Origin of the sequence: Escherichia sp. E13S3 (assembly GCF_004212325.1) — a bacterium.
GTDB lineage: Bacteria > Pseudomonadota > Gammaproteobacteria > Enterobacterales > Enterobacteriaceae > Escherichia.
This window is the reverse complement of the sequence record NZ_RHJR01000002.1, coordinates 339,142-363,698: the sequence shown is the minus strand read 5'-3', so window position 1 is coordinate 363,698 and position 24,557 is coordinate 339,142. Positions and strand designations below refer to the sequence as shown.

Here is a 24,557-nt window from a genome sequence, read left to right as displayed (position 1 = left end):
GTGAAACAGAATGCGAAGACGAACAATAAGGCCTCCCAAATCGGGAGGCCTTTTTTATTGATAACAAAAAAGGCAACACTATGACATCGGAAAACCCGTTACTGGCGCTGCGCGAGAAAATTAGCACGCTGGACGAAAAATTGCTGGCGTTACTGGCAGAGCGGCGCGAGCTAGCCGTTGAGGTGGGAAAAGCCAAACTGCTTTCTCATCGCCCGGTACGTGATATCGATCGTGAGCGCGATTTGCTGGAAAGATTAATTACGCTTGGTAAGACACACCATCTGGATGCCCACTACATTACTCGCCTGTTCCAGCTCATCATTGAAGATTCCGTATTAACTCAGCAGGCTTTACTCCAGCAGCATCTCAATAAAATTAATCCGCACTCAGCCCGCATTGCTTTTCTCGGGCCCAAAGGCTCTTATTCACATCTTGCGGCGCGCCAGTACGCTGCCCGTCACTTTGAGCAATTCATTGAAAGCGGCTGCGCCAAATTTGCCGATATTTTTAATCAGGTGGAAACTGGCCAGGCCGACTATGCCGTCGTACCGATCGAAAACACCAGCTCCGGTGCCATAAACGACGTTTACGATCTGCTGCAACATACCAGCTTGTCGATTGTTGGCGAGATGACGTTAACTATCGACCATTGTTTGCTGGTTTCCGGCACCACCGATTTATCGACTATCAACATGGTCTACAGCCACCCGCAGCCGTTCCAGCAATGCAGCAAATTCCTTAACCGTTACCCGCACTGGAAGATTGAATATACCGAGAGTACGTCTGCGGCAATGGAAAAAGTTGCACAGGAAAAATCACCACATGTCGCTGCGCTGGGGAGCGAAGCTGGCGGTTCCTTGTACGGTTTACAGGTACTGGAGCGCATTGAGGCGAATCAACGACAAAACTTCACCCGATTTGTGGTGCTGGCACGTAAAGCCATTAACGTGTCTGACCAGGTTCCGGCAAAAACCACACTGTTAATGGCTACCGGACAACAAGCCGGTGCTCTGGTTGAAGCGTTGCTGGTATTGCGCAACCACAATCTGATTATGACCCGTCTGGAATCACGCCCGATTCACGGTAATCCGTGGGAAGAGATGTTTTATCTGGATATTCAGGCCAATCTTGAATCCGTGGAAATGCAAAAGGCGTTAAAAGAGTTAGGGGAAATCACCCGTTCAATGAAGGTATTGGGCTGTTACCCAAGTGAAAACGTAGTGCCTGTTGATCCAACCTGATGAAAAAAGCCGGATGATGTGAATCATCCGGCACAGGGTTATTACTGGCGGCTATCATTCGCCTGACGCAATAATACGCGGCTTTCATTCTGGAAGCGTTGTGCGTAATCGCCAAACCAGTGCTCCACCTTGCGGAAGCTGTCAATAAACGCCTGCTTATCGCCCTGCTCCAGCAACTCAATCGCCTCACCAAAACGCTTATAGTAACGTTTGATCAATGCCAGATTACGTTCTGAAGACATAATAATGTCGGCATAAAGCTGCGGATCCTGGGCAAACAGTCGCCCGACCATCGCCAGCTCAAGACGATATATGGGCGAAGAGAGTGCCAGAAGCTGCTCAAGCTGAACATTTTCTTCTGCCAGATGCAGGCCATAAGCAAAAGTGGCAAAGTGGCGCAACGCCTGGATAAACGCCATATTCTGATCATGTTCGACGGCGCTAATGCGATGCAGTCGCGCGCCCCAGACCTGAATTTGTTCAAGAAACCATTGGTACGCTTCTGGCTGGCGTCCATCACACCAGACCACGACCTGCTTCGCCAGGCTGCCGCTATCCGGACCAAACATCGGGTGAAGCCCCAGCACTGGACCATCATGCGCCGCCAGCATGGCCTGTAACGGCCCATTTTTCACTGATGCCAGATCGACCAGAATACAGTCTTGCGGTAAACGTGGTAATTTGCCGATAACTTGTTCTGTAACATGAATCGGCACGCTGACAATCACCATACCGGCATCGGCAACAATCTCATCCGCGCGATCCCAGTCATGTTGCTCCAGAATCCGTACCTGATAGCCAGAGAGCGTCAACATCTTCTCGAACAAGCGCCCCATCTGACCGCCGCCACCAACAATAACTACTGGACGTAGTGAAGGACAAAGCGTTTTAAATCCTTTGTCGTTTTCGCTGGAGTAGGACTCACGCATTACCCGACGCAGAACATCTTCAATCAGATCTGGCGGAACGCCGAGGGCTTCCGCCTCTGCGCGCCGCGAGGCCAGCATGGATGCCTCGCGCTCCGGTACATAAATGGGCAACCCAAAGCGGCTTTTCACCTCACCGACTTCAGCAACCAGCTCCAGACGCTTTGCTAATAAATTCAGCAGCTCTTTATCGACTTCATCAATTTGATCGCGTAATGCGGTCAACTCAGCAACCATAATAAACCTCTTAAGCCACGCGTGCCGTCAGCTGCCCATTCAGATCCTGATGAATTTCACGCAGCAAGGCATCGGTCATTTCCCAGCTTATGCAGGCATCTGTTACGGATACACCGTATTTCATTTCACTGCGCGGTTGCTCGGAAGACTGATTGCCTTCGTGGATGTTACTTTCGATCATCAGACCAATAATTGAGCGATTGCCATCTTTAATTTGGGCAACCACGGATTCTGCCACCGCAGGCTGACGGCGATAATCTTTATTGGAATTACCGTGGCTGCAATCTACCATCAGTGAGGGGCGCAGTCCCGCCTGTTCCATCTCTTTTTCACATTGCGCGACATCCGCCGGGCTATAGTTCGGTGCTTTTCCGCCACGCAGGATCACATGTCCGTCCGGATTACCCTGAGTTTGTAGCAGCGCCACCTGTCCTGCCTGATTAATACCAACAAAGCGATGCGGTTGTGCAGCGGCACGCATAGCATTGATTGCCGTTGCCAGACTGCCATCAGTGCCGTTTTTAAAACCAACCGGCATGGAAAGCCCGGATGCCATTTCACGGTGCGTTTGCGATTCCGTGGTACGAGCACCAATTGCCGACCAGCTAAATAGATCACCCAAATATTGCGGGCTGTTTGGATCTAACGCTTCCGTCGCCAACGGTAATCCCATATCTACCAGTTCCAACAGCAACTTACGTGCAATCTTTAATCCTGTTTCAACATCAAAGGAGCCATCCATATGTGGATCGTTAATCAACCCTTTCCAGCCGACAGTGGTACGGGGCTTTTCAAAATAGACGCGCATCACCAAATAGAGGCTATCGCTGACCTCTGCGGCAAGGGCTTTAAATCGACGAGCATATTCCAGTGCAGTTTCAGGATCATGAATGGAACAAGGACCACACACCACCAGCAGCCGGGGATCGCGCCCGGCGATGATATCTGAAATAGTTTTACGCGAATCAGCAATCTGGGCCTCTTGTTGTCGGCTTAATGGAAAAGCTGCCTTCAACTGTTCCGGGGTCATCAGAACCTGTTCGTCGGTAATATGTACGTTGTTCAGCGCGTCTTTTTGCATGATGGCGATCCTGTTTATGCTCGTTTGCGATAGTTGATCCTCAGCGAGGATGACGCAACGATATCACAACAAGTAAAGATTTCAATCCATATTTCGTAAATAATATTTTACACCAGCAATTCAGATACGTTTTAACCACCAATAAATGTACAAATAAATTTACACGCACAATAAAAACAATCCGCTATGCTTTGAAAAAGGAGAAAAAACAATGAAACACTTTATCGCCCCTTTGTTAGCTTTGGTTGTTAGCGGCTGTCAGATTGATCCCTATACTCACGCACCAACCTTGACCAGCACTGACTGGTATGATGTTGGTATGGAAGATGCGATATCAGGCGTTGCTATAAAAAATGACGATGCTTTTAACGATTCACAGGCTGATCGGGGGATATATCTTAAAGGATATGCCGAAGGGCAAAAGAAAACCTGCCAGGTCGATTTTACTTATGCCCGAGGGCTTTCCGGTAAAAGTTTCCCTGCCAGCTGCAACAATGTAGAAAATGCCAGCCAATTGCATGAAGTATGGCAAAAAGGAGCTGATGAAAATGCCCGCACGATGAGACTTAATTAATTTAAATCCCACCACAAAATTAATCATAAGATTTAACTTATTCGATTTTTAATTCTCTTCTGGATGACGACTACACAAAAGAATGATATTTTAATAAACATTCTGAAAAATTTTCGATGCGTTTCGAGCGAAGATGGTGAGGATCCCTGAATGCGCTTTTCTCACCTACTGTTCTTACTGCTGCTATTCCTTCTGGCAGGCGCGCCATTACTCGCTCAGGAAACCACTGACGTTGCGAAAAATGTGCGTTTAATGGTTTCCGGTATCGTAAGCTACACTCGCTGGCCGACGGTATCTGGTCCACCAAGACTATGTATTTTTTCATCTTCACGATTTAGCACCGCCCTGCAAGAGAAAGGTGCGACGCCTTTGCCTTATCTGCCTGTCATCGTTAACAACAAACAAGAGGCGATGATTTCAGGCTGCAATGGTTTTTATTTTGGCAGCGAGTCACCGACATTCCAGACAGAATTAATCGAACAATATCCGTCTAAGGCGTTATTATTAATTGCCGAACAAAATACCGAGTGCATTATTGGCAGCGCATTTTGTCTGGTCATCAACAATAATAACGTCAGGTTTGCCGTAAACCTGGATGCCTTATCGCGTAGTGGTGTTAAGGTCAACCCGGATGTCTTAATGCTCGCACGGAAGAAAAACGATGGATAACGATAATTCTCTTCATAAGCGCCCCACGTTTAAAAGAGCATTACGCAACATCAGCATGACCAGCATATTTATCACTATGACGCTGATCTGGCTGCTGCTTTCCGTGACGTCAGTACTAACCCTGAAACAATACGCGCAAAAAAACCTGGCACTAACCGCTGCGACAATGACTTACAGCCTGGAAGCTGCGGTCGTTTTTGCCGATGGTCCTGCAGCAACAGAAACTCTGGCCGCACTAGGTCAGCAAGGCCAATTTTCAACCGCAGAAGTGCGTGATAATCAGCAAAACATTATTGCTTCCTGGCACTACACTGCCAGAGAACCGGGAGATACCTTCAGTAATTTCATTAGCCACTGGCTCTTTCCGGCTCCCGTCATTCAGCCGATTCGCCACAATGGCGAAACTATTGGCGAAGTGCAGTTAACCGCACGCGACAGCTCAATTAGCCATTTTATCTGGTTTTCACTCGCTGTCCTGACTGCATGTATTCTGCTGGCATCAGGCATCGCGATTACCCTCACCCGCCATTTGCACAATGGTCTGGTTGAAGCGTTAAAAAACATCACCGATGTCGTACATGATGTGCGTTCCAACCGCAATTTTTCCCGACGAGTTTCGGAAGAACGTATCGCAGAGTTTCACCGCTTCGCTCTCGACTTCAACAGTCTGCTGGATGAAATGGAAGAGTGGCAGCTTCGCTTACAGGCCAAAAATGCGCAGCTTCTACGTACCGCGCTACATGACCCATTAACCGGGCTGGCTAACCGCGCAGCGTTTCGTAGTGGCATCAACACGTTGATGAACAGTTCCGATGCCCGAAAAACGTCGGCATTACTGTTTCTTGATGGCGATAATTTCAAATATATCAATGATACCTGGGGTCATGCGACGGGAGATCAGGTCTTGATTGAAGTGGCAAAACGATTAGCTGAATTTGGTGGGCTGCGACATCAGGCATACCGCATTGGCGGCGATGAATTCGCTATGGTCCTCTATGGCGTGCAGTCGGAATCTGAAGTGCAGCGGATTTGCACGGCACTGACACAAATTTTTAATCGACCATTCGATCTTAATAATGGCCATCAAACCACTATGACATTAAGCATTGGTTACGCGATGACCATTGAGCACGTCTCCGCCGAAAAATTACAAGAGCTGGCCGACCATAATATGTATCAGGCCAAACACCAGCGCGCTAAAAAGCTGGTGAAATAACAAGGAAATATCTACATGATAAAGCAACTGGTAGTTCCCCTGGTGTTCTCTTCACTGATACTGACTGGCTGCCAGTCACCACAAGGGAAGTTTACTCCAGAACAAGTCGCCGCTATGCAGTCTTATGGTTTTACTGAATCCGCTGGCGACTGGTCGCTGGGCTTATCTGATACCATTCTGTTTGCTAAAAATGACTACAAACTGCTCCCGGAAAGTCAGCAACAGATCCAGACCATGGCCGCAAAACTGACCTCCACAGGCTTAACCCATGCCCGTATGGATGGACATACCGACAATTACGGCGAAGACAGTTACAACGAAGCTTTATCGCTGAAGCGGGCAAATGTCGTCGCCGATGCGTGGGCAGAAGGTGGGCAAATTCCTCGCAGCAATCTCACCACTCAGGGCTTAGGGAAAAAATACCCCATCGCCAGTAACAAGACCGCACAGGGTCGCGCCGAGAACCGTCGCGTCGCTGTGGTGATTAGTGCACCGTAAACGCAATTTCAATAAATAAAAAAAGGGCCAGCCAATTGGCCAGCCCTTCTTAACAGGATGTCGCTTAAGCGAAATCTTAGTTAAGACGCTCTTTGATACGAGCAGCCTTACCAGTACGCTCACGCAGGTAGTACAGTTTAGCTTTACGAACAGCACCACGACGTTTGACAGAAATGCTGTCAACTACCGGAGAGTGAGTCTGGAAGACACGCTCAACGCCTTCGCCGTTGGAAATTTTACGAACAGTGAATGCAGAGTGCAGACCGCGGTTACGAATAGCGATAACCACGCCCTCGAATGCCTGCAGACGTTTTTTGGAACCTTCAACAACCCATACTTTCACTTCCACGGTATCACCCGGACGGAAGGAAGGTACGTCCTGCTTCATCTGCTCTTGTTCAAGTTGCTTAATAATGTTGCTCATAATTTAATCTCTTATCCTGGGTAAACTGATATCTCGGGGGCTTACGCCATCCCATCATGTTTATGTTGCTGTTGTGCGTGTTCCGTTTTGAACTCCGCCAGCAACCTTGCTTGCTCTTCAGTCAGAGCCAGGTTTTCCAGAAGTTCAGGTCTTCTAAGCCAGGTACGGCCCAGCGACTGTTTCAAACGCCAGCGACGTATCTCGGCATGGTTGCCCGACAGTAACACTGACGGAACTTCCATCCCTTCTAACACCTCAGGCCGCGTATAGTGCGGGCAATCCAGCAATCCTTCAGCAAAGGAATCTTCCGTTGCCGAGGCTTCATGTCCCAGTACTCCCGGAATAAACCGGGAAACGGAGTCAATCAGCGTCATTGCTGGTAACTCACCACCACTGAGAACGTAATCACCGATTGACCATTCTTCGTCAATTTCGGTTTGGATCACGCGCTCATCTATACCTTCGTAGCGACCGCACACCAGAATCAATTTTTGATTCGTTGCCAGTTCGCTGACGCCCGCTTGATCAAGCTTGCGTCCCTGTGGTGACAGATAAATCACCTTTGCGCCTTCACCCGCCGCGGCTTTTGCTGCATGAATGGCGTCCCGCAAGGGTTGCACCATCATTAACATCCCCGGTCCGCCGCCGTAAGGACGATCGTCCACGGTACGGTGCCGGTCATGCGTGAAGTCGCGAGGACTCCAGCTCTGGATGCTCAGCAGGCCATTTTTAACTGCCCGGCCAGTTACCCCGTAATCGGTAATTGCGCGGAACATTTCAGGAAACAGGCTAATTATGCCAATCCACATAGCGCCGTCTTTTACCGTTTATCCGGTGGTTTAAAAACCAGGATCCCAATCTACTTCGATTGAACGAGTAGTGAGATCGACTTTCTTGATAACCTGCCCATCGAGGAACGGTACGAGACGTTCCTTGATACCAAACGCATCTTTCAGGTTTGCCTTAATGACGAGAACGTCATTAGATCCGGTTTCCATCATATCGACGACTTTACCGAGATCGTAGCCTTCAGTGGTTACTACCTGGCAGCCCACCAGGTCTTTCCAGTAGTAGTCGCCCTCTTCAAGCTGAGGCAGTTGCGATGAATCCACGACAATTTCACAATTCGTCAGCAGGTTCGCCGCATCACGATCGTCAACGCCTTTCAGCTTGATGATCATGTCCTGATTGTGGTGCTTCCAGCTTTCCAGCTGGACTTGCTGCCACTGACCCGCCTTCTGGATAAACCAGGGCTGATAGTCAAAAATGCTTTCGGCGTCTTCGGTGGAAGAAAACACTCTGAGCCACCCACGAATACCGTAAGACGAACCCATTTTTCCCAAAACGATGGGATCAACAGGTGCTTGCGCGGTGAGTTGTTTGCTCATCATGACCACCGTGACAGATTAAGCTGCTTTGTTTACTTCTTTGATCAGCGCAGCAACGCGATCAGAAATAGTTGCGCCCTGGCCAACCCAGTGAGCGATGCGATCCAGATCCAGGCGAGTGCCTTCTTCTTTTTCGCTAGCGATTGGGTTGAAGAAACCAACGCGCTCGATGAAGCGACCGTTGCGTGCATTACGGCTGTCAGCGACAACAACCTGGTAGAACGGACGCTTTTTAGCGCCGTGACGTGCTAAACGAATAGTTACCATAACATCCTCTTGTGTGAATAAAACAACCGGACCCCATCGAGGAACGGAGTCCGGTGTCATATTAAAAGCCCGAAAATTTTACTGATTTCTGGAGAAAATGCAATCAGCAGTTAATAACTCTGTCGCATAAGGTCATTTAGCGACCAGGAAATCCCGGTGGCATCATCCCTTTCATGCTTCTCATCATCTTCGCCATTCCGCCCTTCTTCATTTTCTTCATCATGCGCTGCATGTCGTCGAACTGCTTCAGAAGGCGGTTAACGTCCTGCACCTGCATACCGCAACCGGCAGCGATACGACGCTTACGCGAACCTTTGATGATTTCTGGCTTAGCGCGCTCTTTCATCGTCATCGAGTTGATGATGGCTTCCATACGCACCAGCACTTTATCGTCCATCTGCGACTTGACGTTATCCGGGATCTGCCCCATGCCCGGCAGCTTGCCCATCAGGCTAGCCATGCCGCCCATATTTTTCATCTGCCGCAGTTGCTCAAGGAAGTCGTTGAGATCGAAGCCGTCGCCTTTTTTCAGCTTGCTGGCTAATTTCTCTGCCTGCGCACGGTCAACTTTGCTTTCGATATCTTCGATCAGCGACAGAACATCGCCCATGCCGAGAATACGGGAAGCGATACGGTCCGGGTGGAACGGCTCCAGCGCCTCTGTTTTCTCGCCAACACCGAGGAACTTGATCGGTTTGCCAGTGATGTGACGAATAGAGAGCGCCGCACCGCCGCGGGCATCGCCATCCACTTTGGTCAACACTACGCCGGTAAGCGGCAGCGCTTCGTTGAAGGCTTTCGCGGTATTCGCGGCATCCTGACCGGTCATGGCGTCAACCACAAACAGGGTTTCAACCGGATTAATCGACGCATGGACCTGTTTGATCTCGTCCATCATCGCTTCGTCAACGTGCAGACGACCGGCGGTATCCACCAGCAGCACGTCGTAGAATTTCAGTTTGGCTTCTTTCAGCGCCGCGTTAACGATATCTACCGGCTTCTGACCAACATCGGAAGGGAAGAAATCAACGCCCACCTGCTCTGCCAGCGTCTCAAGCTGTTTGATTGCCGCCGGGCGATAAACGTCGGCAGAAACCACCAGCACTTTCTTCTTGTGCTTCTCGCGCAGGAACTTACCGAGTTTACCCACGCTGGTTGTTTTACCGGCACCTTGCAGGCCCGCCATCAGCACGACCGCAGGCGGTTGCGCCGCCAGGTTCAGGGTCTGGTTCTCTTCGCCCATCGCCGCAATCAGTTCGTTACGGACGATTTTGACGAACTCCTGCCCCGGCGTCAGGCTTTTATTAACTTCATGACCAACCGCTTTCTCTTTTACGCGATTGATAAACTCACGCACTACCGGCAGAGCGACGTCCGCCTCCAGCAGCGCCATGCGCACTTCGCGCAGCGTATCTTTTACGTTGTCTTCAGTGAGGCGTCCACGGCCACTGATATTGCGCAGCGTGCGCGACAAACGATCGGTTAAATTATCAAACATTGTCTCTCGCCTGGGGTGGAAACGGTTGGCCGCAATCGCGACACATCATCAGTATTTTGCCGCAGTATAACATGAAGGCGTCTTTGTTGTTATGCAACGGTTGGAGCAGCGTTCACCTGACGCTATACTGCTTCTCTTTCTTATTGCTCAAACTGTCGACATTACTATGCCCGTTTTTGCTCTGCTCGCGCTTGTCGCCTACTCCGTCAGTCTTGCGCTGATTGTTCCCGGTCTGCTGCAAAAAAACGGCGGCTGGCGGCGCATGGCTATTATTTCTGCGGTCATCGCGCTGGTCTGCCACGCAATCGCTCTGGAAGCCCGCATCCTGCCCGACGGTGATAGCGGACAAAACCTCAGCCTGCTGAACGTTGGTTCATTGGTCAGTTTGATGATCTGTACGGTAATGACCATTGTGGCTTCTCGCAATCGTGGCTGGTTGCTGCTACCCATTGTCTATGCCTTTGCGCTTATCAACCTGGCGCTGGCGACCTTCATGCCCAATGAATACATCACCCATCTGGAAGCAACGCCAGGGATGCTGGTGCACATTGGCTTATCGCTCTTTTCCTATGCCACGCTAATTATCGCCGCCCTGTATGCGCTGCAACTGGCATGGATTGATTACCAACTGAAGAACAAGAAGTTGGCATTCAGTCAGGAAATGCCGCCATTGATGAGTATCGAGCGTAAAATGTTCCACATTACGCAGATTGGCGTGGTGCTGTTAACGCTTACTCTTTGCACTGGCCTGTTCTACATGCACAACTTATTTAGCATGGAAAATATCGACAAGGCTGTGCTCTCTATCGTGGCGTGGTTTGTCTATATTGTGCTGCTGTGGGGACATTATCATGAAGGATGGCGTGGACGCCGCGTCGTCTGGTTTAACGTTGCGGGTGCAGTCATTCTGACACTGGCCTATTTCGGCAGCCGAATTGTCCAGCAGTTAATCAGCTAAACCCAGAAAAGGAGTTTCCCCTGGAACACATTTCTACTACTACGTTGATCATTATTCTGATCATCATGGTGGTCATTTCAGCCTATTTTTCCGGGTCCGAAACCGGAATGATGACCCTCAACCGCTATCGTCTGCGGCATATGGCAAAACAGGGTAATCGCTCGGCCAAACGGGTCGAAAAATTGCTGCGTAAGCCAGACCGCCTGATAAGCCTGGTGTTAATCGGCAATAACCTGGTCAATATTCTTGCCTCCGCGCTCGGCACTATTGTTGGGATGCGTTTGTACGGCGATGCGGGCGTGGCAATTGCGACTGGTGTGCTGACTTTTGTCGTACTGGTTTTTGCTGAAGTATTGCCGAAAACCATTGCCGCGCTGTACCCGGAAAAAGTCGCTTATCCGAGTAGTTTTCTGTTAGCACCGCTGCAAATTTTGATGATGCCGCTGGTCTGGTTGCTGAATGCTATTACCCGCATGTTAATGCGCATGATGGGCATCAAAACCGATATTGTGGTTAGCGGCTCTTTGAGCAAAGAAGAGTTGCGCACCATCGTGCACGAATCGCGCTCACAAATTTCCCGTCGCAATCAGGATATGCTGCTTTCGGTACTCGATCTGGAAAAAATGACCGTTGATGACATCATGGTGCCGCGCAGTGAAATTATAGGTATTGATATCAACGATGACTGGAAATCGATTCTGCGCCAACTCTCCCACTCACCTCACGGGCGCATCGTGCTCTACCGTGATTCGCTGGACGACGCCATCAGTATGCTGCGAGTACGTGAAGCCTGGCGGTTGATGTCGGAGAAAAAAGAGTTCACCAAAGAAACCATGCTGCGCGCCGCGGACGAGATCTATTTTGTGCCCGAAGGTACGCCGCTCAGCACGCAGTTGGTAAAGTTTCAGCGCAACAAAAAGAAAGTCGGCCTGGTCGTCAACGAGTATGGAGACATTCAGGGGCTGGTGACGGTTGAAGATATTCTGGAAGAGATTGTCGGCGATTTCACTACGTCGATGTCGCCAACACTTGCCGAAGAAGTCACGCCGCAAAACGACGGTTCGGTGATTATTGATGGCACTGCCAACGTGCGGGAAATCAACAAAGCCTTTAACTGGCATCTACCGGAAGATGATGCCCGCACGGTTAATGGCGTCATTCTTGAGGCACTGGAAGAGATCCCGGTTGCAGGCACCCGCGTGCGTATTGGCGAGTACGATATCGATATTCTCGACGTACAGGACAATATGATTAAGCAGGTAAAAGTTTTTCCTGTGAAACCGCTGCGCGAGAGTGTGGCGGAGTAAAAAAAACGGCCCGGCATTCGCATGCTGGGCCGTGATTTATTACGAAAACAGAAATTAAGCTTTTGCCTTCGCTACAGTAACCATCGCCGCGCGAATCGTACGACCGTTCAGCGTATAACCTTTCTGCATAATACCCAGTACGTTACCTGGCGCAACGTCATCAGATTCCACCATTGCGATAGCCTGATGCACATTCGGGTCCAGCGGCACGTTAGTTTCTGCGATCACTTCAACGCCAAACTTACGCACAACATCCAGCATCGACTTCAGCGTCAGCTCAATGCCTTCAACCATCGCGGACATATCCGGGTTAGCTTTATCAGCCACTTCCAGCGCACGATCCAGGCTATCAATCACCGGCAGTAATTCGTTGATGAATTTCTCCAGCGCAAATTTGTGGGCTTTTTCGATATCCAGTTCAGTACGACGACGCAGGTTTTCCATTTCGGCTTTTACGCGCAAAATACCGTCACGTTCACGGGTCTGAGCTTCAGCCAGCTGAGCTTCGAGATTCGCAATTTTTTCATCGCGCGGATCCACCTGCTCAGCAGAAGCTTCTGGCTCAACTGCCTCAATCTCTTCGTGCTGATCCATGATAATTTCTTCCGGGGCTTGCCCCTCAGGCGTTTTCTGTTCTTTACTACTCATGAATTTCTCCGCGTTTTTTTCGCATTCATCTCGCTAACTTCGCTTATTATGGGGATCAGTTTCAGGGTTTCAAGGGAAGCACTCACATTGTCATCAATCTTCGCAACAAGGACCTCGGAAAAATGAATAATCATTTCAAGTGTATTGGCATTGTGGGACACCCACGGCACCCTACTGCACTGACAACACATGAAATGCTCTACCGCTGGCTGTGCACAAAAGGTTACGAGGTCATCGTTGAGCAACAAATCGCTCACGAACTGCAACTGAAGAATGTGAAAACTGGCACGCTCGCGGAGATTGGGCAACTGGCTGATCTCGCGGTAGTCGTTGGTGGCGACGGTAATATGCTGGGCGCGGCGCGCACACTCGCCCGTTACGATATTAAAGTTATTGGAATCAACCGTGGCAATCTGGGTTTCCTGACTGACCTTGACCCCGATAACGCCCAGCAACAATTAGCCGATGTGCTGGAAGGCCACTACATCAGCGAGAAACGTTTTTTGCTGGAAGCGCAAGTCTGTCAGCAAGATTGCCAGAAACGCATCAGCACTGCGATTAACGAAGTGGTACTTCATCCAGGCAAAGTGGCGCATATGATTGAGTTCGAAGTGTATATCGACGAAATCTTTGCGTTTTCTCAGCGATCTGACGGACTAATTATTTCAACGCCAACAGGCTCCACTGCCTATTCCCTCTCTGCGGGCGGTCCTATTCTGACACCCTCTCTGGATGCAATTACCCTGGTGCCCATGTTCCCGCATACGTTGTCAGCACGACCACTGGTCATAAACAGCAGCAGCACGATCCGTCTGCGTTTTTCGCATCGCCGTAACGACCTGGAAATCAGTTGCGACAGCCAGATAGCACTGCCGATTCAGGAAGGTGAAGATGTCCTGATTCGTCGCTGTGATTATCATCTGAATTTGATTCATCCGAAAGATTACAGCTATTTCAATACATTAAGCACCAAGCTCGGCTGGTCAAAAAAATTATTCTAATTTTACGCCAGCCTCTTTACTGTATATAAAACCAGTTTATACTGTACACAATAACAGTAATGGTTTTTCATACAGGAAAACGACTATGTTGGCACAACTGACCATCAGCAACTTTGCTATCGTTCGTGAGCTTGAGATTGATTTTCACAGCGGCATGACCGTAATAACCGGTGAAACCGGCGCGGGTAAATCTATTGCGATAGATGCCCTCGGCCTTTGTCTCGGTGGTCGCGCTGAAGCCGACATGGTGCGTACCGGCGCTGCTCGCGCTGACCTGTGCGCCCGTTTTTCACTGAAAGATACGCCAGCGGCTCTGCGCTGGCTGGAAGAAAACCAACTGGAAGATGGCCGTGAATGCCTGCTTCGTCGCGTAATCAGTAGCGATGGTCGCTCCCGTGGTTTCATCAACGGTACAGCTGTTCCTCTGTCACAACTGCGCGAACTGGGTCAGTTGCTGATTCAGATCCATGGTCAGCACGCTCATCAATTACTCACCAAATCCGAGCACCAAAAATTCCTGCTTGATGGCTATGCCAATGAAACCTCTCTGCTCCAGGAAATGACCGTACGTTATCAGTTGTGGCACCAAAGCTGCCGCGACCTCGCGCACCATCAACAACTAAGTCAGGAACGCGCCGCCCGTGCGGAACTGCTGCAATACCAATTAAAAGAACTTAACGAATTTAATCCGCAGCCCGGAGAGTTTGAGCAAATTGACGAAGAGTACAAACGTCTGGCGAACAGCGGTCAATTACTGACTACCAGTCAAAATGCATTGGCATTAATGGCCGACGGTGAAGACGCAAACCTGCAAAGTCAGCTTTACACGGCTAAACAACTGGTGAGCGAATTGATTGGCATGGACAGCAAACTGTCCGGCGTACTTGATATGCTGGAAGAAGCTACCATCCAGATTTCTGAAGCCAGCGACGAACTGCGCCACTACTGCGATCGTCTGGATCTCGATCCCAACCGACTGTTTGAACTTGAACAGCGCATCTCAAAACAAATTTCGCTGGCACGTAAACATCACGTCAGCCCTGAGGCATTGCCACAGTATTACCAGTCGCTACTGGAAGAACAGCAGCAACTGGACGATCAGGCCGACTCACAAGAAACGCTCGCGCTGGCGGTAACGAAACATCATCAGCAAGCACTGGAAACGGCACACGCGTTACACCAGCAACGCCAGCATTATGCAAATGAGTTGGCACAACTGATCACCGATAGTATGCATGCACTCTCTATGCCGCATGGGCAGTTTACGATTGATGTTAAATTTGACGAGCATCACCTGGGCATTGACGGTGCCGATCGTATTGAGTTTCGGGTAACCACCAACCCAGGTCAGCCAATGCAGCCTATTGCCAAAGTCGCATCCGGTGGTGAGTTGTCCCGCATCGCATTGGCAATCCAGGTCATCACTGCGCGTAAAATGGAAACCCCGGCACTGATTTTTGATGAAGTGGATGTAGGGATTAGCGGTCCAACAGCGGCAGTTGTCGGCAAACTGCTACGTCAGCTTGGCGAATCAACCCAGGTGATGTGTGTTACCCATTTGCCGCAAGTCGCAGGATGCGGTCATCAACACTATTTTGTCAGCAAAGAAACCGATGGCGCGATGACCGAAACTCATATGGAGTCGCTGGACAAAAAAGCGCGGTTACAGGAGCTGGCGCGCCTGCTTGGTGGCAGTGAAGTCACACGTAACACACTGGCGAATGCGAAAGAACTGCTTGCGGCGTAAACTTTTTTCCTGCTTTACGGTCAGAGTAAACAGCAAAACGCCGTAAGACCGGAAAGCAAAAGGTTTTAAAGTGATGAAAGGTCTATTATCATCGGCATATTACAGATGAGCCACGTACTGCTCGGGCCCGAAAAGGAATCAAATCACTATGCGCTGTAAAACGCTGACTGCTGCAGCAGCAGTACTATTGATGTTGACCGCAGGCTGTTCCACTCTGGAGCGAGTGGTTTACCGTCCTGACATCAACCAAGGGAACTATCTGACCGCTAACGACGTATCCAAAATACGTGTTGGCATGACGCAACAACAAGTTGCGTACGCATTGGGTACACCGCTGATGTCCGATCCATTTGGTACGAATACCTGGTTCTATGTGTTCCGTCAGCAACCAGGCCATGAAGGTGTAACACAGCAAACGCTGACGCTGACCTTTAACAGTAGCGGTGTGTTGACCAACATTGATAACAAACCCGCGCTGACTGGCAACGAATAAAATTTGCTGTTTATAGCGATTAAAAAAAGGTGCTCAATGAGCACCTTTTTCATAGGAGGATCCTATGTCTGTACCAGAAAGCAAAGCTGCACTGTTGCAGGAAATGGAAAAATCATGGAATGGACTTACAAAAAAGTTATCTCGCATTCCAGAAGAAAAAGCTTTTCTCATCACAATGGAAGGGCATGCCAGCGGCACTGTGATGAGTGCGGCTAACCTGGTAAGCTATCTAATAGGTTGGGGAGAGCAGGTTCTTATCTGGCACAGACAAGAAGAAGCAGGAATCCCCATTGATTTTCCGGCTAAAGACCATAAGTGGAATGAACTTGGGAAACTAGCGCAGACATTTTACGCTAATTATTCCCATGTCACATCATGGTCCCAATTGTGCGAAATGTTAGAAACCAACCATCAGCAACTCAAATCGCTAGTGGAACGCTACAGCGATAACGAGTTATACCATCATCCCTGGTACGGTAAATGGACGCGTGGCCGAATGATCCAATTTAATACTGTATCACCCTATAGAAATGCAAGCACACGTCTGAACGCCCTACTAAAACAATTCTGACAATAGATTTGCTATTTATTCGCTGATTTTTCTGCTCGTTGCCTGCGAAGCTCTTTCGGATCGGCAATGAGAGAACGATAAATCTCCACCCGATCGCCATCATGCACGGTATCGTTCAGTTTTGCCGGACGGCTGTAAATGCCGACTTTGTTTTTAGTTAAATCGATATCGGTACGCAATTCCAGCAAGCCACTGGCGCGAATTGCTTCTTCAACCGTCGCGCCCTCCTGCAATCTTACCCGTTGCAGGTATTGTTTCTCGGGTAATGCGTAAGCAACCTCAACGGCAATTTTACCTGGCACTGTAGACCTCTTTTGCACGAACAGTAAAAGCCTGCACCATATTAGCTGCCAGCTCTTTAAACACGCGACCAAAGGCGAGTTCAATCAACTTATTGGTAAACTCAAAGTCGAGATGAAACTCAATACGGCACGCGTCCTGGCTCAACGGCGTAAACTTCCAGCCGCCGATCAATTTCTTAAACGGTCCATCAACCAGACTCATCAGAATACTTTGGTTACTGGTCAACTGGTTGCGGGTAGTAAACGTTTTGCTGATCCCAGCCTTAGACACATCTACCGCAGCGGTCATCTGCCCAGGAGTGGACTCCAGAATCCGGCTTCCAGTGCACCCTGGTAAAAACTGAGGATAAGACTGAACGTCATTCACTAACTGATACATTTGCTCCGCGCTGTAGGGTACCAGTGCGGTCCGGCTAATCTGAGGCATAACAATTTCCATCAACAAAAATCCAACAAATAATATCATTTATCCTGCCGTAAAAAAAACGCTATCCCGACGCTGGGTAACATCCGGTTCATGCTAAGATAGAGCCTTGTCCCCCGCAGGATTGATATGGGGTATTTTCGATTTCAGATTACCGATGATTCACGACGCTTATGACGAAGAAAAAAGCACATAAACCTGGTTCAGCGACCATCGCGCTTAACAAGCGCGCCCGTCACGAATACTTTATTGAAGAAGAGTTCGAAGCGGGACTTGCCCTGCAAGGCTGGGAAGTTAAATCCCTGCGCGCAGGAAAAGCCAATATTAGCGACAGCTATGTCCTTCTGCGCGACGGAGAAGCGTTCCTGTTTGGAGCAAACATCACGCCGATGGCAGTGGCTTCCACGCACGTGGTGTGCGACCCTACTCGCACCCGCAAACTGCTTCTCAACCAGCGCGAACTTGACTCTCTCTATGGCCGAGTGAACCGTGAAGGTTATACCGTAGTGGCGCTCTCCCTGTACTGGAAAAATGCCTGGTGCAAAGTAAAAATCGGCGTCGCGAAAGGTAAGAAACAACACGATAAACGTTCTGATATCAAAGAACGCGAATGGCAGGTTGATAAAGCACGTATCATGAAAAACGCGCACCGTTAAACCTATATAAGCGATACTAATCAAATCTTCACCGCGCCTCCCTATCCGGTGGCGCGAATGGACATCTTGTCGACTGTCAAATCTGACACTGATGTAGCCATCCCATTGCTTAATCGAAGAAAAATCATACTATGCAGGCGCTAATTCCAGGATGATAACGCCTTTGGGGCTAGTCATGGCGCTCAAAAATCTGGTATACTTAACGTTACACATTGGGGCTGATTCTGGATTCGACGGGATTTGCGAAACCCAAGGTGCATGCCGAGGGGCGGTTGGCCTCGTAAAAAGCCGCAAAAAATAGTCGCAAACGACGAAAACTACGCTTTAGCAGCTTAATAACCTGCTTAGAGCCCTCTCTCCCTAGCCTCCGCTCTTAGGACGGGGATCAAGAGAGGTCAAACCCAAAAGAGATCGCGTGGAAGCCCTGCCTGGGGTTGAAGCGTTAAAACTTAATCAGGCTAGTTTGTTAGTGGCGTGTCTGTCCGCAGCTGGCAAGCGAATGTAAAGACTGACTAAGCATGTAGTACCGAGGATGTAGGAATTTCGGACGCGGGTTCAACTCCCGCCAGCTCCACCAATCATGATTGGATGGTGTTATCACAACACCAACAAAAACAGGAAGTTAGAAGTCTCATCAGAACACCGACCAGACGGTGAGGAGACAAAAAAGGATACGCAACGGAGTCGCGACTCCCTGTGACATTAAAGCCCGCTGATGCGGGCTTTTTTATTGGTCCAGATTCCATCGTGTGTAAACCCCATTCAATTACAGTCCAGACATATACAGCATCCCTCAGGTCAGTATCAGCTTCTCGAAAAATGGTAACTGTCATTAACCCGTTGCCAGAAATAGAAAAATTAGCCTCCATAGCCAGTCTTCCCGGAATCTGTTTGTTCATTAAGATTGTTATCGATGTCATCAAATAACATCGGTTGAATGGGATTGTTCTTGCTCACATTAGTCGATACGGAACTCAGTAAGTTGAAGTAACTCCGAACTCTGAAAAAGCAGTTTAAATAGCATTTCAACAAATGAGCAAACAAATGCCATCCGGTCGAAAACTGGATAAAACCGAAATTAATATATTGTTTTAATTATATATTTATATTCAGCCCAATTCTTATCCCTTACATTTTTTGTTATTAATTTGTTGTTTTTGATCACAATAAGAAAACAACATGTAACTTTTGTGCGCATTTTTCAGAAATGTAGATATTTTTAGATTATGGCTACGAAATGAGCATCGCCATGTCACCCTACATCTCATAAGAGGATCGCTTCTGATGAATGCACTGACCGCCGTACAAAATAACGCTGTCGATTCAGGCCAGGACTATAGCGGATTCACCCTCACCCCGTCGGCGCAATCCCCGCGTCTGCTGGAACTCACCTTCACCGAACAGACGACCAAACAGTTCCTCGAGCAGGTTGCCGAGTGGCCCGTGCAGGCGCTGGAGTACAAATCGTTTCTGCGTTTTCGGGTAGGCAAAATTCTTGACGATCTCTGTACGAACCAGCTGCAACCGTTGCTGTTGAAGACGTTGCTAAACCGCGATGAAGGTGCGTTGTTGATCAACGCCGTGGGTGTCGATGATGTCGCGCAGGCGGATGAGATGGTGAAGCTGGCAACGGCGGTGGCGCATCTGATTGGCCGTTCCAATTTCGATGCCATGAGCGGTCAGTATTATGCGCGTTTTGTAGTGAAAAATGTCGATAACTCAGACAGCTATCTGCGTCAGCCGCACCGCGTAATGGAGCTGCACAACGACGGCACCTACGTCGAAGAGATCACCGACTATGTGCTGATGATGAAAATCGACGAGCAGAACATGCAGGGCGGAAATTCGCTGCTGCTGCATCTCGATGACTGGGAACATCTGGACCACTTTTTCCGCCACCCGCTGGCGCGTCGTCCGATGCGCTTTGCCGCGCCGCCGAGTAAAAACGTCAGCAAAGATGTCTTCCATCCTGTGTTCGATGTCGATCAGCAGGGTCGCCCGGTGATGCGTTATATCGACCAGTTCGTCCAGCCGAAAGACTTCGAAGAAGGCGTGTGGTTGAGCGAGCTTTCGGACGCCATTGAAACCAGCAAAGGCATTCTTTCTGTTCCCGTTCCCGTTGGCAAATTCCTGTTGATTAACAACCTGTTCTGGCTGCACGGTCGCGACCGCTTTACCGCGCATCCGGATCTACGTCGCGAACTGATGCGCCAGCGTGGCTATTTCGCTTACGCCACTAACCACTACCAGACGCATCAGTAAGCGCAAAGGAATTGAGCGGATGTATGATTTTGTGATTATTGGCGGCGGCATCATCGGCATGTCGACCGCCATGCAACTGATTGATGTCTATCCGGACGCCCGCATAGCGTTGCTGGAAAAAGAGTCCGGCCCTGCCTGTCATCAGACGGGCCACAACAGCGGCGTGATCCATGCCGGGGTTTATTACACGCCCGGTAGCCTGAAGGCGCAGTTTTGCCTGGCGGGGAACCGCGCCACTAAAGCCTTTTGCGATCAAAACGGCATTCGCTTTGACAACTGCGGCAAGATGCTGGTCGCCACCTCTGAACTCGAAATGGAACGGATGCGCGCCTTATGGGAACGCACGGCGGCGAACGGTATCGAGCGCGAGTGGTTAAACGCCGACGAACTGCACGAGCGCGAACCGAATATCACCGGGCTTGGCGGTATTTTTGTGCCGTCCAGCGGCATTGTCAGCTACCGCGAAGTAACGGCGGCAATGGCAAAAATCTTCCAGGCCAGAGGCGGTGAGATTATCTATAACGCCGAAGTCAGCGGCCTCAGTGAGCATAAAAACGGCGTGGTGATACGTACCCGCCAGGGCGGCGAATATGAAGCATCGACGCTGATTAGCTGTTCCGGGCTGATGGCTGACCGGCTGGTGAAAATGCTCGGCCTCGAGCCTGGCTTTATTATCTGCCCGTTCCGCGGCGAGTATTTCCGCCTTGCGCCGGAGCATAACCACATTGTTAACCACCTGATTTACCCCATTCCCGATCCGGCAATGCCGTTTTTGGGCGTGCATCTCACCCGCATGATCGACGGCAGCGTGACCGTCGGGCCAAACGCGGTGCTGGCTTTCAAACGCGAAGGCTATCGCAAGCGCGACTTCTCATTTAGCGACACGCTGGAAATTTTGGGCTCGTCGGGGATTCGCCGGGTGCTGCAAAACCATCTACGCTCAGGACTGGGCGAGATGAAAAACTCGCTGTGCAAAAGCGGCTATCTGCGGCTGGTGCAAAAGTATTGTCCCCGGCTTTCATTAAGCGATCTCCAGCCCTGGCCCGCCGGTGTGCGGGCGCAGGCGGTATCGCCGGACGGCAAGCTGATTGACGATTTTCTGTTTGTCACCACCCCACGCACGATCCACACCTGCAATGCGCCCTCCCCGGCAGCGACATCAGCAATTCCTATTGGTGCGCATATTGTCAGCAAGGTACAAACGCTGTTGGCAAGCCAGAGTAACCCCGGACGCACGCTGCGAGCGGCACGTAGTGTGGATGCCTTACACGCCGCATTTAATCAATAACCTTTGAAAACAGGACGTAACAATGAAACCTAACGACAGTAACTTATTCCGCCAGCAGGCGTTGATTAACGGGGAATGGCTGGACGCTAACAATGGCGAGGTCATCGACGTCACCAATCCGGCGAACGGCGACAAGCTGGGTAGCGTGCCAAAAATGGGCGCTGATGAAACCCGCGCCGCTATCGACGCCGCCAACCGCGCCCTGCCCGCCTGGCGTGCGCTCACCGCCAAAGAACGCGCCAACATTTTGCGTAACTGGTTCAATTTGATGATGGAGCATCAGGACGATTTAGCGCGTCTGATGACCCTCGAACAGGGTAAACCGCTGGCTGAAGCGAAAGGCGAAATCAGCTACGCCGCTTCCTTTATTGAGTGGTTTGCCGAAGAAGGCAAACGTATTTATGGCGACACCATTCCCGGTCATCAGGCCGATAAGCGCCTGATTGTTATCAAGCAGCCGATTGGCGTTACCGCAGCCATCACCCCGTGGAACTTCCCGGCAGCGATGATTACCCGTAAAGCCGGTCCGGCGCTGGCGGCAGGCTGTACCATGGTACTGAAACCCGCCAGTCAGACGCCGTTCTCTGCGCTGGCGCTGGCGGAGCTGGCGATTCGTGCGGGCATTCCGGCTGGCGTGTTTAACGTGGTCACCGGTTCGGCAGGCGCGGTCGGTAATGAACTGACCAGCAACCCGCTGGTACGCAAACTGTCGTTTACCGGCTCGACCGAAATTGGCCGCCAGTTAATGGAACAGTGCGCGAAAGACATCAAAAAAGTGTCGCTGGAGCTCGGCGGCAACGCGCCGTTTATCGTCTTTGACGATGCCGATCTCGATAAAGCCGTGGAAGGCGCGCTGGCCTCGAAATTCCGCAACGCCGGGCAAACCTGCGTTTGCGCCAACCGTTTATACGTGCAGGACGGCGTGTATGACCGCTTTGCCGAAAAATTGCAGCAGGCGGTGAGCAAACTGCACATCGGCGACGGGCTGGATAAAGGCGTTACCATCGGGCCGCTGATCGATGAAAAAGCGGTAGCAAAAGTGGAAGAGCATATTGCCGATGCGCTGGAGAAAGGCGCGCGCGTGGTTTGCGGTGGTAAAGCGCACGAACGCGGCGGCAACTTCTTCCAGCCAACCATTCTGGTGGACGTTCCGGCTAACGCCAAAGTGTCGAAAGAAGAGACGTTCGGCCCTCTCGCCCCGCTGTTCCGCTTTAAAGATGAAGCCGATGTGATTGCGCAAGCCAATGACACCGAATTCGGCCTTGCCGCCTATTTCTATGCCCGTGATTTAGGCCGCGTCTTCCGCGTGGGCGAGGCGCTGGAGTACGGCATCGTCGGCATCAATACCGGCATTATTTCCAATGAAGTCGCCCCGTTCGGCGGTATCAAAGCCTCGGGTCTGGGTCGTGAAGGTTCGAAGTATGGCATCGAAGATTACTTAGAAATCAAATATATGTGCATCGGTCTTTAACTGGAGAACGCGAATGAGCAGCAATAAAGAGTTAATGCAGCGCCGCAGTCAGGCGATTCCCCGTGGCGTTGGGCAAATTCACCCGATTTTCGCTGACCGCGCGGAAAACTGCCGGGTGTGGGACGTTGAAGGCCGTGAGTATCTTGATTTCGCGGGCGGCATTGCGGTGCTCAATACCGGGCACCTGCATCCGAAAGTGGTTGCGGCGGTGGAAGCGCAGTTGAAAAAACTGTCGCACACCTGCTTCCAGGTGCTGGCCTACGAGCCGTATCTTGAGCTGTGCGAGATTATGAATCAGAAGGTGCCAGGCGATTTTGCCAAAAAAACGCTGCTGGTCACCACAGGTTCTGAAGCGGTAGAGAACGCGGTGAAAATCGCCCGCGCCGCCACCAAACGTAGCGGCACCATCGCCTTTAGCGGCGCGTATCACGGGCGCACGCATTACACTTTGGCGCTGACCGGCAAGGTGAATCCGTACTCTGCGGGGATGGGCCTGATGCCGGGCCATGTTTATCGCGCGCTTTATCCTTGCCCGCTGCACGGCATAAGCGAGGATGATGCTATCGCCAGCATCCACCGGATCTTCAAAAATGACGCGGCGCCGGAAGATATCGCCGCCATCGTGATTGAGCCGGTTCAGGGCGAAGGCGGTTTCTACGCCGCAACGCCAGCCTTTATGCAGCGTTTACGCGCGCTGTGTGACGAACACGGGATCATGCTGATTGCCGATGAAGTGCAGAGCGGCGCGGGGCGTACCGGCACGCTGTTTGCGATGGAGCAGATGGGCGTGGCACCAGAGCTCACCACCTTTGCGAAATCCATCGCGGGCGGCTTCCCCCTGGCGGGCGTCACCGGGCGCGCTGAAGTGATGGATGCCGTCGCTCCAGGCGGGCTGGGCGGCACTTATGCCGGTAACCCGATTGCCTGCGTGGCAGCGCTGGAAGTGTTGAAGGTGTTCGAGCAGGAAAATCTGCTGCAAAAAGCCAACGATCTGGGGCAGAAGTTGAAAGACGGATTGTTGGCGATCGCCGAAAAACACCCGGAGATCGACGACGTACGCGGGCTGGGGGCGATGATTGCCATCGAGCTGTTTGAAGATGGCGATCACAACAAACCGGACGCCAAACTCACCGCCGAGATCGTGGCTCGCGCCCGCGATAAGGGCCTGATTCTTCTCTCCTGCGGCCCGTATTACAACGTGCTGCGCATCCTGGTACCGCTCACCATTGAAGACGCTCAGATCCATCAGGGTCTGGAGATCATCAGCCAGTGTTTTGCTGAGGCGAAACAGTAGGTCCGTACCCATGCCGGAAGCGACGCTTTGCGTCTTGTCCGGCACACGAGAATCCAGGTCGGATAAGGCGTTTACGCCGCATCCGACAATCAGCGCACCATGCCGGAGGCGACGCT

At 50.8% G+C, this 24,557-nt stretch carries 26 protein-coding genes, 1 other RNA gene and 1 other annotated feature (1 of these 28 running past the window's edge); of the genes, 17 read left to right on the top strand and 10 right to left on the bottom strand.

Annotated features, from left to right (window positions below):
- Positions 1–58, top strand: a sequence feature (Phe leader region); it begins 68 nt to the left of the window's first position.
- A 22-nt stretch (positions 59–80) separates the two neighbouring features.
- Positions 81–1,241, top strand: coding sequence for a bifunctional chorismate mutase/prephenate dehydratase (gene pheA / locus D9597_RS02945; protein ID WP_130221577.1), 1,161 nt, complete (start codon positions 81–83; stop codon positions 1,239–1,241).
- 41 nt (positions 1,242–1,282) lie between these two features.
- Here pheA and tyrA read toward each other — a convergent pair whose 3' ends face one another.
- Together tyrA and aroF are read right to left on the bottom strand one after the other, a co-directional pair.
- The gene (gene tyrA, locus D9597_RS02940) at positions 1,283–2,404 is read right to left on the bottom strand and encodes a bifunctional chorismate mutase/prephenate dehydrogenase (protein WP_130217291.1); all 1,122 of its coding nucleotides are present in this window, start codon (positions 2,402–2,404) and stop codon (positions 1,283–1,285) included.
- Between the two features lie 10 nt (positions 2,405–2,414).
- Positions 2,415–3,485, bottom strand: coding sequence for a 3-deoxy-7-phosphoheptulonate synthase AroF (aroF, locus tag D9597_RS02935; protein WP_130217289.1), 1,071 nt, complete (start codon positions 3,483–3,485; stop codon positions 2,415–2,417).
- A 211-nt stretch (positions 3,486–3,696) separates the two neighbouring features.
- Between aroF and D9597_RS02930 the strand changes: the two genes are divergently transcribed.
- The 4 genes from D9597_RS02930 (at position 3,697) to D9597_RS02915 (ending at position 6,442) form a co-directional block, all read left to right on the top strand.
- A complete protein-coding gene (locus D9597_RS02930; RefSeq protein ID WP_130221576.1) occupies positions 3,697–4,059 on the top strand; it encodes a DUF2799 domain-containing protein in 363 nt (120 codons plus the stop codon).
- A 150-nt stretch (positions 4,060–4,209) separates the two neighbouring features.
- Positions 4,210–4,728 (top strand): YfiR family protein, encoded by a 519-nt coding sequence (locus tag D9597_RS02925; RefSeq protein WP_130221575.1) that lies wholly within the window; start codon positions 4,210–4,212, stop codon positions 4,726–4,728.
- Positions 4,721–5,944 (top strand): diguanylate cyclase DgcN, encoded by a 1,224-nt coding sequence (dgcN, locus tag D9597_RS02920; protein WP_130217283.1) that lies wholly within the window; start codon positions 4,721–4,723, stop codon positions 5,942–5,944. The genes D9597_RS02925 and dgcN overlap by 8 nt, the downstream gene beginning before the upstream one ends.
- Before the next feature lie 15 nt (positions 5,945–5,959).
- A complete protein-coding gene (locus D9597_RS02915) occupies positions 5,960–6,442 on the top strand; it encodes an OmpA family protein (RefSeq protein ID WP_064529888.1) in 483 nt (160 codons plus the stop codon).
- A 76-nt stretch (positions 6,443–6,518) separates the two neighbouring features.
- Here the strand turns inward: D9597_RS02915 and rplS are convergent, their stop codons facing one another.
- The 5 genes from rplS to ffh form a co-directional block, all read right to left on the bottom strand.
- Complete coding sequence (rplS, locus tag D9597_RS02910; protein WP_000065253.1) at positions 6,519–6,866, bottom strand: 50S ribosomal protein L19; 348 nt, start codon at positions 6,864–6,866, stop codon at positions 6,519–6,521.
- 41 nt (positions 6,867–6,907) lie between these two features.
- Positions 6,908–7,675 (bottom strand): tRNA (guanosine(37)-N1)-methyltransferase TrmD, encoded by a 768-nt coding sequence (gene trmD, locus D9597_RS02905; RefSeq protein WP_000264781.1) that lies wholly within the window; start codon positions 7,673–7,675, stop codon positions 6,908–6,910.
- Positions 7,676–7,705: 30 nt separating this feature from the next.
- A complete protein-coding gene (gene rimM / locus D9597_RS02900; protein WP_130221590.1) occupies positions 7,706–8,254 on the bottom strand; it encodes a ribosome maturation factor RimM in 549 nt (182 codons plus the stop codon).
- An 18-nt stretch (positions 8,255–8,272) separates the two neighbouring features.
- Complete coding sequence (gene rpsP, locus D9597_RS02895; RefSeq protein WP_000256450.1) at positions 8,273–8,521, bottom strand: 30S ribosomal protein S16; 249 nt, start codon at positions 8,519–8,521, stop codon at positions 8,273–8,275.
- Positions 8,522–8,657: 136 nt separating this feature from the next.
- Entirely contained in the window at positions 8,658–10,019 is a 1,362-nt protein-coding gene (gene ffh, locus D9597_RS02890) for a signal recognition particle protein (protein ID WP_130221574.1), read from the bottom strand.
- Between the two features lie 166 nt (positions 10,020–10,185).
- On the opposite strand from ffh, the gene D9597_RS02885 reads away from it, so the two are divergent.
- A complete protein-coding gene (locus D9597_RS02885; protein WP_024165303.1) occupies positions 10,186–10,977 on the top strand; it encodes an inner membrane protein YpjD in 792 nt (263 codons plus the stop codon).
- Positions 10,978–10,997: 20 nt separating this feature from the next.
- Positions 10,998–12,284 (top strand): HlyC/CorC family transporter, encoded by a 1,287-nt coding sequence (locus D9597_RS02880; protein ID WP_010723175.1) that lies wholly within the window; start codon positions 10,998–11,000, stop codon positions 12,282–12,284.
- A gap of 54 nt (positions 12,285–12,338) precedes the next feature.
- On the opposite strand, the gene grpE is transcribed toward D9597_RS02880, so the two are convergent.
- Entirely contained in the window at positions 12,339–12,932 is a 594-nt protein-coding gene (grpE, locus tag D9597_RS02875) for a nucleotide exchange factor GrpE (protein WP_001296310.1), read from the bottom strand.
- A 122-nt stretch (positions 12,933–13,054) separates the two neighbouring features.
- Between grpE and nadK the strand changes: the two genes are divergently transcribed.
- The 4 genes from nadK (at position 13,055) to D9597_RS02850 (ending at position 16,744) form a co-directional block, all read left to right on the top strand.
- Positions 13,055–13,933, top strand: a complete 879-nt coding sequence (gene nadK, locus D9597_RS02865) for an NAD(+) kinase (protein WP_001059169.1) — start codon at positions 13,055–13,057, stop codon at positions 13,931–13,933.
- Positions 13,934–14,018: 85 nt separating this feature from the next.
- A complete protein-coding gene (recN, locus tag D9597_RS02860; RefSeq protein ID WP_130221573.1) occupies positions 14,019–15,680 on the top strand; it encodes a DNA repair protein RecN in 1,662 nt (553 codons plus the stop codon).
- Between the two features lie 148 nt (positions 15,681–15,828).
- On the top strand, positions 15,829–16,173 hold the full coding sequence (bamE, locus tag D9597_RS02855) for an outer membrane protein assembly factor BamE (protein WP_064529892.1): 345 nt from the start codon (positions 15,829–15,831) through the stop codon (positions 16,171–16,173).
- A 64-nt stretch (positions 16,174–16,237) separates the two neighbouring features.
- A complete protein-coding gene (locus tag D9597_RS02850) occupies positions 16,238–16,744 on the top strand; it encodes a ClbS/DfsB family four-helix bundle protein (protein WP_130221572.1) in 507 nt (168 codons plus the stop codon).
- 11 nt (positions 16,745–16,755) lie between these two features.
- Here D9597_RS02850 and D9597_RS02845 read toward each other — a convergent pair whose 3' ends face one another.
- Both D9597_RS02845 and ratA read right to left on the bottom strand, forming a co-directional pair.
- Complete coding sequence (locus D9597_RS02845; RefSeq protein WP_130221571.1) at positions 16,756–17,046, bottom strand: RnfH family protein; 291 nt, start codon at positions 17,044–17,046, stop codon at positions 16,756–16,758.
- On the bottom strand, positions 17,036–17,473 hold the full coding sequence (ratA, locus tag D9597_RS02840; RefSeq protein ID WP_001339419.1) for a type II toxin-antitoxin system toxin RatA: 438 nt from the start codon (positions 17,471–17,473) through the stop codon (positions 17,036–17,038). The genes D9597_RS02845 and ratA overlap by 11 nt, the downstream gene beginning before the upstream one ends.
- A gap of 170 nt (positions 17,474–17,643) precedes the next feature.
- Between ratA and smpB the strand changes: the two genes are divergently transcribed.
- From smpB to gabT, 6 genes are all read left to right on the top strand, one after another.
- The gene (gene smpB / locus D9597_RS02835; RefSeq protein ID WP_000162574.1) at positions 17,644–18,126 is read left to right on the top strand and encodes an SsrA-binding protein SmpB; all 483 of its coding nucleotides are present in this window, start codon (positions 17,644–17,646) and stop codon (positions 18,124–18,126) included.
- 214 nt (positions 18,127–18,340) lie between these two features.
- Positions 18,341–18,703: a transfer-messenger RNA gene (ssrA, locus tag D9597_RS02830) on the top strand.
- Positions 18,704–19,410: 707 nt separating this feature from the next.
- Positions 19,411–20,388, top strand: a complete 978-nt coding sequence (glaH, locus tag D9597_RS02820; RefSeq protein WP_130221570.1) for a glutarate dioxygenase GlaH — start codon at positions 19,411–19,413, stop codon at positions 20,386–20,388.
- Between the two features lie 19 nt (positions 20,389–20,407).
- A complete protein-coding gene (lhgO, locus tag D9597_RS02815; protein ID WP_130221589.1) occupies positions 20,408–21,676 on the top strand; it encodes an L-2-hydroxyglutarate oxidase in 1,269 nt (422 codons plus the stop codon).
- A 22-nt stretch (positions 21,677–21,698) separates the two neighbouring features.
- Positions 21,699–23,147 (top strand): NADP-dependent succinate-semialdehyde dehydrogenase, encoded by a 1,449-nt coding sequence (gabD, locus tag D9597_RS02810; RefSeq protein WP_130221569.1) that lies wholly within the window; start codon positions 21,699–21,701, stop codon positions 23,145–23,147.
- A 13-nt stretch (positions 23,148–23,160) separates the two neighbouring features.
- Positions 23,161–24,441 (top strand): 4-aminobutyrate--2-oxoglutarate transaminase, encoded by a 1,281-nt coding sequence (gabT, locus tag D9597_RS02805; RefSeq protein WP_130221568.1) that lies wholly within the window; start codon positions 23,161–23,163, stop codon positions 24,439–24,441.
- Positions 24,442–24,557 lie beyond the last annotated feature (116 nt).

Coding starts and splice junctions, on each gene's coding strand:
- pheA (WP_130221577.1), top strand. CDS start 81: ATGACATCGGAAAACCCGTTACTGGCGCTGCGCGAGAAAATTAGCACG.
- tyrA (WP_130217291.1), bottom strand. CDS start 2,404: ATGGTTGCTGAGTTGACCGCATTACGCGATCAAATTGATGAAGTCGAT.
- aroF (WP_130217289.1), bottom strand. CDS start 3,485: ATGCAAAAAGACGCGCTGAACAACGTACATATTACCGACGAACAGGTT.
- D9597_RS02930 (WP_130221576.1), top strand. CDS start 3,697: ATGAAACACTTTATCGCCCCTTTGTTAGCTTTGGTTGTTAGCGGCTGT.
- D9597_RS02925 (WP_130221575.1), top strand. CDS start 4,210: ATGCGCTTTTCTCACCTACTGTTCTTACTGCTGCTATTCCTTCTGGCA.
- dgcN (WP_130217283.1), top strand. CDS start 4,721: ATGGATAACGATAATTCTCTTCATAAGCGCCCCACGTTTAAAAGAGCA.
- D9597_RS02915 (WP_064529888.1), top strand. CDS start 5,960: ATGATAAAGCAACTGGTAGTTCCCCTGGTGTTCTCTTCACTGATACTG.
- rplS (WP_000065253.1), bottom strand. CDS start 6,866: ATGAGCAACATTATTAAGCAACTTGAACAAGAGCAGATGAAGCAGGAC.
- trmD (WP_000264781.1), bottom strand. CDS start 7,675: ATGTGGATTGGCATAATTAGCCTGTTTCCTGAAATGTTCCGCGCAATT.
- rimM (WP_130221590.1), bottom strand. CDS start 8,254: ATGAGCAAACAACTCACCGCGCAAGCACCTGTTGATCCCATCGTTTTG.
- rpsP (WP_000256450.1), bottom strand. CDS start 8,521: ATGGTAACTATTCGTTTAGCACGTCACGGCGCTAAAAAGCGTCCGTTC.
- ffh (WP_130221574.1), bottom strand. CDS start 10,019: ATGTTTGATAATTTAACCGATCGTTTGTCGCGCACGCTGCGCAATATC.
- D9597_RS02885 (WP_024165303.1), top strand. CDS start 10,186: ATGCCCGTTTTTGCTCTGCTCGCGCTTGTCGCCTACTCCGTCAGTCTT.
- grpE (WP_001296310.1), bottom strand. CDS start 12,932: ATGAGTAGTAAAGAACAGAAAACGCCTGAGGGGCAAGCCCCGGAAGAA.
- nadK (WP_001059169.1), top strand. CDS start 13,055: ATGAATAATCATTTCAAGTGTATTGGCATTGTGGGACACCCACGGCAC.
- recN (WP_130221573.1), top strand. CDS start 14,019: ATGTTGGCACAACTGACCATCAGCAACTTTGCTATCGTTCGTGAGCTT.
- bamE (WP_064529892.1), top strand. CDS start 15,829: ATGCGCTGTAAAACGCTGACTGCTGCAGCAGCAGTACTATTGATGTTG.
- D9597_RS02850 (WP_130221572.1), top strand. CDS start 16,238: ATGTCTGTACCAGAAAGCAAAGCTGCACTGTTGCAGGAAATGGAAAAA.
- ratA (WP_001339419.1), bottom strand. CDS start 17,473: ATGCCTCAGATTAGCCGGACCGCACTGGTACCCTACAGCGCGGAGCAA.
- smpB (WP_000162574.1), top strand. CDS start 17,644: ATGACGAAGAAAAAAGCACATAAACCTGGTTCAGCGACCATCGCGCTT.
- glaH (WP_130221570.1), top strand. CDS start 19,411: ATGAATGCACTGACCGCCGTACAAAATAACGCTGTCGATTCAGGCCAG.
- lhgO (WP_130221589.1), top strand. CDS start 20,408: ATGTATGATTTTGTGATTATTGGCGGCGGCATCATCGGCATGTCGACC.
- gabD (WP_130221569.1), top strand. CDS start 21,699: ATGAAACCTAACGACAGTAACTTATTCCGCCAGCAGGCGTTGATTAAC.
- gabT (WP_130221568.1), top strand. CDS start 23,161: ATGAGCAGCAATAAAGAGTTAATGCAGCGCCGCAGTCAGGCGATTCCC.